This window comes from Sessilibacter sp. MAH1 (assembly GCF_054658315.1).
Window position 1 is genome coordinate 99,392 of sequence record NZ_BAAGIC010000008.1, and the last position, 13,595, is coordinate 112,986.

Below are 13,595 nucleotides of genomic sequence, written 5' to 3' on the forward strand. Positions count from 1 at the left end.
TGTGTAGCTCAGTTAAATATGTATTGAGGGGATTGCCTCAATACAATCAGCTTCTACTTTTAAATCTGCAATGTCGTCCGCGCGAGTCACACCCTGGTTAACAATAATAAGCGGTTTCCCTAGCTCCTTGGCTCGTTTGCAAAATCTAAAACCCGAATAAACCATCAGAGAACTTCCAAGCGCTAAAACGGCGTCGCTGTTGTCGATAGCATCGTAACATTGCTGAACTCTCTGTTTTGGCACCGATCCACCAAAAAACACCACATCCGGCATCAAGACACCTGAACAGTAGCGACAACAGGGAATTTCCATTCTCGAATAGTCCACATCTCCCAGCTCAACATCACCATCAGGACGAATAGACCTGTGGATAACTTCGAGTTTGGCGAGAATTTGTGGATTCATTTGGTGCAATTCTTCTTGAATAACCGAGCGCTGGAAATATTCACCACAACCCAAGCAAACCACTCGATCAAGCCTACCGTGCAGCTCAACCAAAGCCTGTGACCCCGCTCGACGATGCAAACAATCGACATTTTGCGTAACCAGCAAACCAACTCTGCCTTTGTGCTCCCAATTTGCCAGAGCTACATGAATCGCGTTGGGCTCAGCCGTGCCAACAAACTTCCAGCCAAGCAAGCTTCTGTACCAATACCGCTGGCGAACAAGATGTTGCTGCATAAAGTCATGGTGCTGAATGGGTGTATTAACTTGCCATTGGCCTTGTTTATCACGATAGGCCGGAATTCCCGAGGCCGTGCTGCATCCCGCACCGGTAAGAATAAATAATTTTCGATGTCGGTCGATAAGCTCTTGTAACTGAGGGTAAGCCTTCAAATCTACCAATACTCCTAGACTTAATCGCAACTTTGACGTTGGTAATTTATTTACGTGCACTGAAAAAGACCAGAACAGCACGGCCAAGAATCTACACAAAGCTACTTGGTCTGCTCTGCTCCATATTTCTATCGCAGGTATGACACCTTATACGTAAAGAATTCGCATAACGCATTAACGGGTTTACGAATATTTTAAATGATCAATAATCCAAAAGATTGCAACTCACAAAAGCGTTTACACGACAAGTGCCAGGAGCTAAAGAGGTTACTTGCGGACATGCCGGAAAACGTTCGCTCCACGTTTGACGCGGCTCAACTCGAACATCTATCCCAAGGGTTAATCAAACAGAGAAACAGTAACCATTTCCTCGATCTAAGACCAACACTCAAAATCCCGTTAGTTCCGTGGAGCTTCTACATTGTTTTGCTGATGGGTAAAAACCGCCGTGAGATGTCGGCTCGGGAAAAACGCGTCGCGGCTAGAACCCTTATTATCAGTTTATTACTAGGAATTATTCTATTGTCGCTTGCGGGTCTTATTGTTTTATATTTACTAAAATCTGCTATGGGAATAAATATATTTAAAAATTTCTCTTTAGGTTTATGGACTTGGTTTATGAATTTTCTTGAGTAAATAAATGTTAACGATGGAGAACAAACTCTCAATCAAATTTTAATCAAACGTAAAAACTTACTTACTGAGTAGCCTCATTACTAACGCCTTCAAAAATAAATTCAACGCCAACAACCGTTAGTGAATTTCGAATTTCCTAAATTATATAAACCTTCTCAGAGATCTTTTTATCCGTCGTACTAAATTCTCACTCGCTCAAGAACGCACCGTCAAACTAACGAATAAACAATCAATTCTGACAATTAACTACATAAAAAGACAAAAATGTTTTCAACACGAAAACTAACTTTTCACTGGGTTATTACTAATATAGAAAAAACCTAAAAATAAAAAAATTGATATTTATCAGAGAAAAAATATTCATTAAAAAGAACTGAAGTTTGAGAAAATAACAAATCGAACAGGGGAGAAACTTTATTGAGGAGAACTTAATGAAGGAAACTGTGGGCAGGGAATGCCACATCCATGTGGCATTGAAAAAGTCCCTTTATCTAACTGTATAAACTGTCACACTAATTATTTGTTAGCTGACATTAAACCAGTAACTTTTGAACCTAAACCGTCTAGAGAAGCCATCAAATTAGCTGGAGATAGTTCTTTAAAGTTGGTTTCACCAGTACCAAGAGACACAACAACCAAGAAGCTAGCAACAATTGGAATGTGACCAACAAGTTCGGCGATACCTAGCAAAGAGCCGGTTAGACCAAATACGCACACTACAAGAGCAGCAATCAAACGAGTCGCTAAACCAAAAATTAACAACACGCCCAAAGCAGTCTCAGCCATACCAATACCGATAATAAAGTTGGCATTGCTAAACATGTCTAAACCAATTAATGGGAAGAAGTTCCAAGGGTGCATTTCTAGGAATTGTAAACCCATGTTTGGATTAATCAGTTTGTTGTGAACAGCCAACACAACTAATTGCACACCTAAACACACACGAAGATATTTAACGGCGCGATCAGGGTTAGAAGCACAAGCCAACGCAATACCAAAACCTAAAAGCTCTGGTACGTAATCAATCCAAGCAACAAATGGATTGCTGATAATTAGCAAGAAAATCAAGAAGAAAATACTTAGTGTGTAACTAGCAATTCGGTGGCCGATTAATAAGAGAACACCAACTAATGCTTGGAAACCTACCAAAAATTCAATGTTGCCGCTTGGCGCTAGGTTAGGAGCAATAAATTCGCCGTGGTAAAAAGTCGACAATAACCAGCAACCTAATACAACCGCGAGTAAACGGAATTGTAATTCGTGAGGCCATGGTTTGAAGAACGCACCGTTGCGAACAAATGGCAGTTGAATTTTAGATAAAAATCCAGCAACCACACACGCACCAATTGCGATACCGACAAGAAGAAAATCCTGAAATACCCAAGTATAAGCAGATACTTGATCGGGTGAATTAACAAACCAACGTACGTGGGCACTTGCACCTTGAGCCGTCACCAGCGCGAGTAATGAAAGTAAAAATCTCATATTAGGAAACTCCGTTTCGAGACAAATTTAAAGTTAAAAAATTAAAAAAATAAAAATTAGAAAAAAATGTTCCTGCAGCTGCTAATATTTGCAGCTTAAAATAAAATAAATAATGCTTTTTTAGACGGTGTTTCTAAGAATTTAACTTACCTTACAAAAACCATGCTAAAGAAATACCAACGATGAATATTTATTGGTTTTTTTATTTTTATGACTCAAGACGACTGCTGGGAGGATAGTTCCTACGCCCTAAGTTGATCAAAAAACTTAACAAAATCTCTTCATATTTGAGTAAAAATACTTTGTTAAGAATTTGTTTCAAAGACACTAGATTAAGTGTGACTATACACACAATAAATTAACACTATAGTTAAATTTCGTTAATTTCCGGGATCTAGGTCACGAAATTATTTATGCACAAGTGACGAAAATATTGAACGTTCAAAACCGTATATATGTGAAAACCCCAATTCCGGTATGAACATTATTACCAAAAGCTGGATTAGTCGGTCAGCTGCCATAATTTACATTCAAAGTTCATAAAACATTTATAACGATTTAGTGCCACCAATTACATTTTTTCTCACCACTTTTTCCGAGATAATACTGCACCTATATGGAAACAATATGTCAGCAGGCATTAAAAACCACATAAATTCTTTCATAAATTCACAGTTGAAATAACAACTCAAGTCAAAAGAGCAAAATAGTCTTAATGGAAAACAACATTTACGAACAAATCGCCAGTGAACTTGGTGTAAAAAACGAACAAGTTAAAGCAACAGTCACTTTATTGGATGAAGGTTCAACCGTTCCTTTCATTGCTCGTTACCGTAAAGAAGTGACCGGAGCACTCGACGATAACCAATTGCGCACTCTAGAGGAACGCTTGCACTATTTAAGGGAACTTGAGGATCGGCGCGCCACTGTTTTGAAAAGCATCGAGGAACAAGGAAAGCTGACCAGTGAGTTAAGAAATCAAATTATTTCTGCTGAAACCAAGAACCGGCTTGAAGATCTTTATCTGCCTTTTAAACCAAAAAGAAGAACCAAGGGCCAAATTGCCATTGAAGCAGGTCTCGAACCTTTGGCAGATAAATTGTTTTTAGATCCAAAATTGAATCCAGAGACGACAGCCGAAGCTTTTTTGAATCCAGAAAACAATATTTCGACGCCAAAAGATGCCCTAGATGGTGCAAAATATATTTTAATGGAGAGATTTGCTGAAAACGCTGATTTAATCGAAAAAGTTAGACGTTATCTGCTAGAAAATGCGAAATTGACGGCACGAGTTATCGCCGGTAAAGAATCTGAAGGCGCAAAATTTCTCGATTATTTCGAACACGATGAACCATTAAAGTCAGTTCCATCGCATAGAGCCTTAGCTATGCTACGCGGAAGAAACGATGGCATTCTAACGCTCGCACTCACCATTGAAGGTTTTGAACCCCCTGCCGGCCATCCTTGTGAATCCATTATTGCTGAACACTTCAATATTAGGGATGAATCCCGAGCGGCAGATGCTTGGTTAAGAGAAGTCGTACGATGGACCTGGAAAATAAAGCTTCTCACCCACATAGAAACCGATCTTATTGGCCAAATGCGTGAACGATCAGAACAACAGGCTATTGAGGTTTTCGCTCATAACTTGAAAGACTTGCTGTTAGCAGCACCAGCGGGTGCCAAACCGACCATAGGATTAGATCCAGGACTTCGCACTGGGGTGAAGGTTGCGGTAATCGATGCGACAGGAAAGGTTGTTGATCACGGAGCGATTTTTCCGACGCCGCCTCAAAATCGAATAGTCGAAGCAGAGGCAACCCTGGTAGCGCTGTGCAAAAAACATCATATTGAACTGATCGCGATTGGAAACGGTACGGCAAGTCGAGAAACGGAGAAATTCGTGGCCGACATGTTGAAAGCGCATCCAGACATCAAAGCACAAAAAGTCATCGTCAACGAAGCCGGAGCATCGGTCTATTCTGCCAGCGAATTTGCGGCTAAAGAGTTTCCTGAATTGGATGTAACCATTCGAGGGGCTATTTCAATCGCCAGACGCCTACAAGATCCTTTGGCGGAGCTGGTTAAAATTGATCCAAAATCCATCGGTGTTGGTCAATACCAGCATGATGTGTCTCAGCCACAATTGGCTAAATCCCTCGATGCCGTGGTTGAAGACTGTGTAAACGCGGTCGGTGTGGAGGTAAATACTGCTTCGGCACCATTACTGGCGAGAGTTTCTGGTCTCACCCAAAGCATCGCAAATAATATTGTTTCCTTCAGAGATACCAACGGCCGCTTTAATACTCGTGCCGATCTTAAAAAAGTGCCTCGTTTTGGTGACAAAACCTTCGAACAAGCGGCGGGTTTCTTAAGAATTGTTGATGGTGAAAACCCTTTAGACAGATCCGCAGTTCACCCAGAATCTTACAGCGTTGTCGAATCAATTGCCGAACAGAACAAAAAAAGCGTTACATCTTTAATTGGCGACAGCCAGTTCTTGCGCTCCATAAAAGCAGAAGCTTTTGTCAGCGAAAAGACTGGCTTATTAACCGTAAAAGACATTATTGCGGAATTGGACAAACCCGGTCGAGATCCTCGCCCTGAATTTAAAACTGCCCAATTCCAGGATGGTGTGGAGAAGATTTCAGACCTGGAACCAGGAATGATCTTGGAGGGAGCAATTACAAACGTAACAGCCTTCGGCGCGTTTGTTGATATTGGTGTGCATCAAGATGGTCTAGTGCATATTTCAGCACTCTCAAATACCTTTGTGAAAGACCCAAGAGAAGTTGTTAAAGCAGGCGATATCGTGAAAGTGAAGGTTATGGAAGTTGATGTGCCTCGCAAACGAATCGGATTATCCATGCGACTTAGCGACGAACCGGGCGAGAAAATCACCGCTCAAGGGCAATCGAAACCCAAACAGAAAGCTAATCGACAAAAATTCGAAAAAGCCGAAGTTAAGAGTAATGGGGTGGGAAGTATGGGAGCACTGCTTGCGCAGGCGATGAAGAAGAAGTAAGTATTTTTAAGACTGTGGTGCCCCAAAATAATTTAGGGCACCACATAGACGTGAATATCTGAGCTAATTAGGGCGAAACAGCAATTCCAAATCTGAAGTCACCATCTAAATCAGGATTATCAGCAACTAGATTAATAGCACCATCAACACCTGAAGCCGTGAAAGGGACTGTTACAGGAAAAGGTGTAGATCTGTTATCAATAGTTACTGAGGCCGCGACAAAACTGAGACCACCTGAAGACATAATATCAACATCGGTACCTATACCCGGAGGATTACCTTCAATGTCAAAGTCCTCTAACAAAATTCTTAAGAAGCCAGAAGTCACACCTCCTAATTCCAAAATTCCGTTATGATTAGAAGATGCTACTAAATTGGTAAGGCCAGCATCAGAATAAACCTCTACAGTTAATCCAACGCCATCACCACTGCCAACAACTAAGCCGTGAGCAAAGATAGTTGCTGTATCGTCTCCATCACAATTCGCGCTTGGAATAATGTCAATCAAACATACACCATCCCAAAAGCCATTTGGTTGGTCATAAACATTAGCTTGACCAGAGACACGATCTACGAAGATTTCACCAAACTCCCATGAGCCTGATTCATTCGCATCAAGGAACGGCTCAGGTAAGTCATCTTCGTCCAAATCAAAAACATCAACATCTTCATACACGAAGTTAGCATTTACATCCGCAAAGGTTTCCGTTCCTTCTGTAAAAGCTAAAATAGAACAGCGCTGTCCAGCATCATCTTGGCTAGCATTGTTACTCTCCCAAGTGACTGTACAACTACTATCATCACCAATTTCACACGATGGCTCTATACGTCCGCATTCAGCGAAGAAGTTTACTTGAGTTCCAGTAGCAATATCGTTCCCGAATTGATCGGTTGCACGAATACTAACGTCGATTTCTATACCATCGGCAGAGCCAGCGCGAGAGGGATTAACTGAGGTTTGCGAAAGAGAGAAAGAACGCTGTACGGGTAATCCTGAAGAAACCACAATACTGTCAGACTGCGCTGATATTTGAGTTGCATTGTGCGTAACAATTACTCGGACGTTACCAGCCGCTGTGCCAGATTGTAGTACTGTGCTGACGATCCCTTCAGCATTCGAGATATCTGTTTCTGTTCCAGAAGCAATTCTGGCTCCACCGCTTCTATTTTGAGCATCTGTAGTAAAAGTCACCGACTCACCAACAATACTAGCGCCCTGAGCACCCACCAAACGGAAGGTTAGAAGAGATGTCTGGGTACCACCGATACCGGCAAGACTTAGGAATTCATTCGTTGCGCTTTCAAACGATATCGATAGAACCTGATCAGTTTCAATCGTTAAAGTGACCTGGGCAACGACAACGTCACCTGAAGCTAGTACCGCAGTCGCGGTAACAACGTCTTCGCCACTACAACCATTCGCTGTGTAGTTAGTGGTACCAAAACCGCTGCTGTTAGTTTCCAACGTTGGAAGACTGAAAGTAGACAAATTCATTGCAAAACATTGCGAACTAAAACTTACCGTCTGCACGGCTGTAACTGGGTCCGCATCACTGTCTACAAAGTTAATACGCAGCGTAGTGCTGCCACCGGCCTGCAAGCTAGTGTCGTCTGCACCAATAACACCCAGCTGGAAATTAGCACCAGTACCGTTACCAATTCTAACAACCGGATCAACAGTTACTGTTCCACTGTCATCTTCGCCTGTTGCCGATCCGCCACCACCAGAAGAAGGAGCTTCACCGATAGCGTTGTCACTAGAACCGCCGCTACCGCCGCCGCAGGCGACCAATACAAATGATGTGAAAGCAACAACCAAGAACTTAGCTAATATTGCCGAGGTCTTGTTATTGCCAGTGCGAGTAGCTTGCAAATTCATTAACTATTCTCCTGAGAGTCCAATTCTTCAGTCCAGCAAGTCCCTTCAACTTTGCGTTGAAAATGTGGTTTAGTCACTGGCTTTGTTTGTTAAAATTTTACTTGAACAGTATACGATAGAACCTTGAATACAAAGTAGTTAAAACACTTCGGTAGGTATAAATTTTAATATAGATTCAAAAATACTTAGATTTATTTTAGTAAATTGAGCACTATTGCGATGCAGAGTACAAAAGAACAATTTATACATGTGTGTATCAAGTCACATAAATGAGTACTTATTAACATTCCAAGATTCAAGCCCAGCCTATCACATCATGATTGCGAATCTTTTTAGGCCAATCTAGGCAGTGATTCTCATTACAAAAGTGAACTTATCAGCGATTTAAACGCCCCATATTTATCTCACCTTTTACTAAGCTATTGAAATAGCACACTTTACGATGAAAACTTTCTTTAAAAACCGGGCTCTTGCGTTATTTAATACACTTACATTACTTGCTGCGCTCAGCAGTACGAAAAGTTTTGCCGCGGTTGTGATTCAATATCACCACGTTTCTGAGCAGACGCCGAAAATTACCAGCATTACGCCTAAACTATTTTCTGAACAAATAGAATTATTGATTAAAGATAATTTCGAATTTTTAAACGCTGCTCAGTTTGCTTCTCTCAATAAGCAACACGATCTAGATCACACCCAAACAAAACAGATACTGGTTACTTTTGATGACGGTTACGAGTCGGTGCTATCGAATGCTGCGCAGATATTGAACACCCACAATATTCCTTTTGTTGTATTCATTAATCCCTCTTTATTAGGAAAAAACGGATATTTATCTCTGAGCCAGCTCAGAGATCTTCAGAATCAAGGCGCAATTATCGCCAATCACACAATGACTCATCCACATTTGATAAGAACTCTCGATGGGGAGAACCAGCAGCAATGGCAAAAAAGAGTCACAAAAGAAATAACCGAAGCCCAGGAATTTATCGAAAAAAACTTCGATAAAACAGCACCGTTTTTCGCGTACCCTTACGGAGAGTTCAATTCAGCACTTAAGAAAATTCTCAAAGAAAAGGGCTTGATAGGATTCTCTCAGCATTCCGGAGCAGTAGGATCCGATAGTGATTGGCAGGCACTGCCTAGATTTGCCTTTGGAGGAGACTACGGACAAATAGATACCTTTGCTGATAAGGTGAATAGCCTGCCACTACCCTTGGAAAGCATCAGTATCTACGGTGAAACCGGCGCACATTTGTTAGATCCGTTACTGCCGCACACCAGCTCTACTCCCATCGTAAAACTAAAATCAAGTCATTCCATTCAACTAAGCTGCTACGCCAGTGGGCAGGGCAAAATCAATGTCACCAAGCAATCAGATCAATCATTGGTGGTACAAGCAAATTCGCCATTACCTATCGGGAGAAGTCGATATAACTGCACAGCGCCAAGCGATATAACCGGTCGATATTATTGGGTGTCTTTTCCATTTTATCGAAAGAACGAGAATGGCAGTTGGTATTTAGAATATTGAAATTAATATGTAAAAATCAGAAAACTAAAAACATAATATTGAAATGAAAAAGGCCACATTAAGTGGCCTTTTTCACGTAATTGTATTTGAAGCTAAAGCGGATTAGATAAACTTCCGTTAAAGATAGGCTCAAAGGCTGTTAACGCATCTCGACTGGTAACATTACCTAAACCATGATTAGGAAACAGATTAGCAAAATTTCCTTGAAGGTTATGCAGTGCAAGGTAATTAAGAACCACGGTCTCAACCAACAAATTCACGTTATTCGATGCCGGGGTCGCCGCCGTTTCTACATCACCACTGGCGCGCATAAAGCCAATTTGTTGATGCATGGCTTGCTGACTAGGCGTTGATCCCATCAGTACTGCTCGGGAACCTGGGTTGTAAACCAAGAAAAACGCCGATGATGTTTGTTGGTTGTCACCCGTCCAAACGCCTTTACCTCGGCCTTCTACCGATTCATCTCGATTACCGTTACTGAAGACAGAACCGTCAGTGAAAACATAAAGCATTAACGGACGACCAAGTTTAGCGGCATATTCAATACAAGCACCCATAGCCCTACCAGCGCGAAGGTCGCGTAACTCACCGGTTGCACGATCACCAGTATGGTAATCATAGCCGCCCATGGTGACGGTACCTGCCGCAGAAAAACCATTTACAACTAATTTTGCAATGGAGGCCGTTTTCTCAAATTCGCGATCACCGTTGTACTCGGCGAAAGAGAAAACACCGGCTGGCCCGACAAGATCAGGATCGGCCAATGGATTAAGGTCGTTGGGATTACCAAAACGATCAGCAAGATCAGCCGCGCCAATGTAGCCACATCGAACTAAATCTTTAACTACATCGTCTGCGGTAATTCGAGTATCAACAGAGTTTAATTTCTGATCACTAATGCGATAAATAGATTCCATTACCGCTACCGTATCTTGTTGGCTTAAAAGACCAACAAGATCACCCGTATCAACCAAACCAGTAACATCGCTGGCACGATCGACCTTAGTAGGGCGAACCTCTGGATTGATCATACTGATCGGCGCTTCTGAGTTGCCGCCAGAAATACTGGAGCGCGAACCCACTAAGGTGACTAACTCACCCTCACCGCCGGCGATGTTGATGCCGTACATTGGGTTATGAGGGTTGTTACTGGTGTCATTCTCCGATCGAGCAACAATAACCGCACCGTTGGTACGACCCATGGTGTCGGCTGAGACTTTTTCTAAAATACCACGCAAAAAACCGCTGTCGGAGTGAAACGCCAACCCTAAATCGGTGTTGATAAAATCAGAGGCACCAGCCTGAACATTGGCTGCCTGCGGAACCATATCGGCGGGTAAGCCTTGTTTGACATACCCTTGTGTCGATAAAAAATCCAACTGACCACCACGCTGCCCCACAAGCACATTAGAACCCGCAATGTTAGCGCCACCGGCCAAATCGAAACAGATGAACGGAATTCGGTCAGCCGTGGCTATACCTCCACAAGTGTTATTGAGCACTTGGAAAATATCATCGGACAAAGTCGCATGAGCTTTACGGGGGTTTGCAAACAACCCTAAAACACTGCCACCAACGATGCTTGAAACACCTGCGGCCAAACCCTGTGCGATGAACGAGCGTCGGGTCAGTGGTTTGTGGTCATTAAACAACAACGGCTCATCAAGATTACGAAAGTTTTTTCGTCTGCTCATACAACCAATCCAGGTTTTAATATGGGTTTGTTGCCGGTCACACCAGCAACACTAATTTTTTGTCAACGTTTATTACTGAACCAACATCAATGCACTACCAGCAGCGGCGGCACAGGTCGCAGTAGCGGCAGCGTTAGCATTAGTCGATGTCAAAATACGATCATAAAGTTGTTCTAACTCGCTGCGAACCGAACGAGTTGCGCCACCAACCGGAGTTTCGGGGTCTGGCTGCGTGTTAAGTGCCTGACCTGAATTGACGGATAGACGGTTGGCCAGTAAACGATCTAAGAGCGTATCAATCAGCGCATCGCGACCGGTTAAGCCTTGTGTAGTCACCATTTGGTTACAATAGGCGACAGCAAGTTGAGCAATACCAGTTTGATGTGATGTTAAGAAACCAGAAATATTCTCAACGGTTGGCAACTGCTGCTGCAACGTATTGTAAGACTCGGCAACATTTGCTTGAGTAATTGGAACACCCGTAACAGATGACAGCGTCGCGTTAATCTCTGCAAAGGTTTTAATACCAATATCAGACACGGGCTCCAAATCCAGCGCCGGAGCGGCTGTTGGTGGTGTCGGAATCGGACGATTGAAAGAGCTATTGCCAATTTGATCGAAACTCAAGAAGAACAGATCATCGTCAGGACCAAAATCCAAAGGTACCAAAGCACCCAATCGTGAAAGCACCTGGCCGTTCACCGGATCGTAACTGGCGGTCGTAATATCAACATCCAAGTTTGCAAATGCTTGGCCTACCTCAGCCTCTTGCCCATTCACACCAAGGTACATACCTTCAATATGAACCTGACCAATGGTTGCATTAGGATCAAGGCTGATGAAAAACGGCTCAGTAAATAGATACGAGAAGCTGTCTAGCTGCTGAACCTCAAACGCTATATAAGATTCAGAAACATTAGTGTGCTCTTCAACGTTGAAGAGTAAGAAGAAGCGCTCACCAACACCGACTTCAAAGTTGTTAATGATGTCTTCTTGAGACATAGCCCGGTTGTGAATAGCTAACAGTCGAATCACACCCTGCCAAGGGTCTGTTCCATCAACTTCGGACCCCAAAACCAACGCAAAGCTGCTGTTCCAAGCATTGAGGTTGCCACCGGCAGCACCTTCTTCTGCGACGAGAACACCATTCACATATAAACGTCGACCATCGACAGGATCAAAGGTAGCAACCACATGTTGCAAGGTAGCTTGTAAAATTTCGTCGCCGTTGTCGGTGCTCAAAGCGGGCTCACCGTTGGCGTCAGAAGTACTGCTGCGAGCAAGAAAATCGTAGGCAAATTCAGTCTGCCCCAGCAATAGGTTTCTCGTATTCGCAGAACCCGAGTAACTGACAATTCGAGCTGGGCCGTCTTGGCTGACATTGGCCGGAACGACCCAAGCCTCAACAGTATATTCACCCGTTGCAGTGATAAGATCATAGAGCTTACGGCTTTGCGATGTCGGCGCTTGGGCACGGCCACCGTCACCGATATCAATACCAAAACCACCTACCCATTCAACATCACCAGTAAGATTTAGGTTAACGGACGGTTCTACACCACTGGTATCGAAAGCGGTTCGTCCTTCACCTTCTGAGAAATCCCAAAGAGCGATTAGATTGGTTTCAACTCGACCGCCGCTGCTGGCAATAATGCCGTCGCTGGTCAAATTCACAGCGCGACTGATAACCAAAGCTGGATCTACTTCGGTCACAGGAATGGTGCCAGATAAGGCTGCAATTGCTTCTGCCATGGTGATGGCGTTGTCTGGACAATCACTCCAGCAGTTGTGAGATTCATTGAGGCGAATCACCAAACGAGAGTTGGTTGGTGTTGCCAAATCGATACGCGGCTGAGCGGCTGCGTAGGCAACATCTACATCACTACTGCCAAAAAATGGTTGCTGTGGTGTGGATGAATCTTCCGAGTGACAATCTGAACAGAATGCACTCAAAAGCGGATAAACCGTCGCCGAAAATTCGCTAGAATCTTGCGGGAAGACCTGTGCACCACCAACGTCACGTAAAACCGGAGCGGTCAGTTCAATAGAGTTTGAAGAAGTGCCAGACGCTTCGGCCCAATCATGAATAAAGCCTTCAATTAAAGTTAAACATACGGAATTTACCGCCAACCAACAGTTATGCGGTTCTGCAACCTTAGTAACTAGGCGCGATTGAGCGGGGTTTTCCAAATCAACCAAGGCATTTACTTCAGCATAAGCCAGGTTGATATCGTCGGTTCGAACAAAGGTTGGCGGTGTTTCACCGGTATCATGACAGGCGCCACAGCGATCTGGACGAGCTAAATTTTCCCACACATTTAACCGGAAGTTCTGAACGTCGTCATTAGCAGGGTCAGGGCCGTTATAAACCACCATCGGTGGAATATCGTTACTGGTGTCTTGGTTTACTATGACATCCGCACCAGAACCACTACTACCACCGCAGGCAACGAGAGCTAAGGAAAGGGAGATAATTGAAAAATATGCGAATAGTGTCTTCATGAT

8 protein-coding genes are annotated in these 13,595 nt (G+C 43.3%); 3 read left to right on the forward strand and 5 right to left on the reverse strand.

The genetic code is table 11. From position 1 onward, the window contains the following. Positions 1–12: 12 nt before the first annotated feature. The gene (locus ACYQ28_RS09965; protein WP_460049767.1) at positions 13–837 is read right to left on the reverse strand and encodes an NAD-dependent protein deacetylase; all 825 of its coding nucleotides are present in this window, start codon (positions 835–837) and stop codon (positions 13–15) included. A 198-nt stretch (positions 838–1,035) separates the two neighbouring features. On the opposite strand from ACYQ28_RS09965, the gene ACYQ28_RS09970 reads away from it, so the two are divergent. Beyond that, positions 1,036–1,473: a hypothetical protein gene (locus ACYQ28_RS09970; protein ID WP_460049769.1), complete on the forward strand. Its 438-nt coding sequence runs from the start codon at positions 1,036–1,038 to the stop codon at positions 1,471–1,473. Between the two features lie 516 nt (positions 1,474–1,989). On the opposite strand, the gene ACYQ28_RS09975 is transcribed toward ACYQ28_RS09970, so the two are convergent. Then, positions 1,990–2,958: a hypothetical protein gene (locus ACYQ28_RS09975; RefSeq protein ID WP_460049771.1), complete on the reverse strand. Its 969-nt coding sequence runs from the start codon at positions 2,956–2,958 to the stop codon at positions 1,990–1,992. 715 nt (positions 2,959–3,673) lie between these two features. Between ACYQ28_RS09975 and ACYQ28_RS09980 the strand changes: the two genes are divergently transcribed. Beyond that, positions 3,674–5,983, forward strand: coding sequence for a Tex family protein (locus ACYQ28_RS09980; protein ID WP_460049773.1), 2,310 nt, complete (start codon positions 3,674–3,676; stop codon positions 5,981–5,983). 67 nt (positions 5,984–6,050) lie between these two features. On the opposite strand, the gene ACYQ28_RS09985 is transcribed toward ACYQ28_RS09980, so the two are convergent. Next, positions 6,051–7,862, reverse strand: coding sequence for a hypothetical protein (locus tag ACYQ28_RS09985; protein WP_460049775.1), 1,812 nt, complete (start codon positions 7,860–7,862; stop codon positions 6,051–6,053). A gap of 442 nt (positions 7,863–8,304) precedes the next feature. Between ACYQ28_RS09985 and ACYQ28_RS09990 the strand changes: the two genes are divergently transcribed. Then, the gene (locus ACYQ28_RS09990) at positions 8,305–9,396 is read left to right on the forward strand and encodes a polysaccharide deacetylase family protein (protein ID WP_460049777.1); all 1,092 of its coding nucleotides are present in this window, start codon (positions 8,305–8,307) and stop codon (positions 9,394–9,396) included. 92 nt (positions 9,397–9,488) lie between these two features. Here ACYQ28_RS09990 and ACYQ28_RS09995 read toward each other — a convergent pair whose 3' ends face one another. Together ACYQ28_RS09995 and ACYQ28_RS10000 are read right to left on the reverse strand one after the other, a co-directional pair. Further along, positions 9,489–11,090: a hypothetical protein gene (locus ACYQ28_RS09995; protein WP_460049779.1), complete on the reverse strand. Its 1,602-nt coding sequence runs from the start codon at positions 11,088–11,090 to the stop codon at positions 9,489–9,491. Positions 11,091–11,162: 72 nt separating this feature from the next. Further along, the gene (locus ACYQ28_RS10000; RefSeq protein WP_460049781.1) at positions 11,163–13,592 is read right to left on the reverse strand and encodes a LamG domain-containing protein; all 2,430 of its coding nucleotides are present in this window, start codon (positions 13,590–13,592) and stop codon (positions 11,163–11,165) included. Between the last annotated feature and the right edge of the window lie 3 nt (positions 13,593–13,595).

Bases quoted from the DNA above. Each gene is read 5' to 3' on its own strand.
- ACYQ28_RS09970 (WP_460049769.1), top strand. From the start codon at position 1,036: ATGATCAATAATCCAAAAGATTGCAACTCACAAAAGCGTTTACACGAC.
- ACYQ28_RS09975 (WP_460049771.1), bottom strand. From the start codon at position 2,958: ATGAGATTTTTACTTTCATTACTCGCGCTGGTGACGGCTCAAGGTGCA.
- ACYQ28_RS09980 (WP_460049773.1), top strand. From the start codon at position 3,674: ATGGAAAACAACATTTACGAACAAATCGCCAGTGAACTTGGTGTAAAA.
- ACYQ28_RS09985 (WP_460049775.1), bottom strand. From the start codon at position 7,862: ATGAATTTGCAAGCTACTCGCACTGGCAATAACAAGACCTCGGCAATA.
- ACYQ28_RS09990 (WP_460049777.1), top strand. From the start codon at position 8,305: ATGAAAACTTTCTTTAAAAACCGGGCTCTTGCGTTATTTAATACACTT.
- ACYQ28_RS09995 (WP_460049779.1), bottom strand. From the start codon at position 11,090: ATGAGCAGACGAAAAAACTTTCGTAATCTTGATGAGCCGTTGTTGTTT.
- ACYQ28_RS10000 (WP_460049781.1), bottom strand. From the start codon at position 13,592: ATGAAGACACTATTCGCATATTTTTCAATTATCTCCCTTTCCTTAGCT.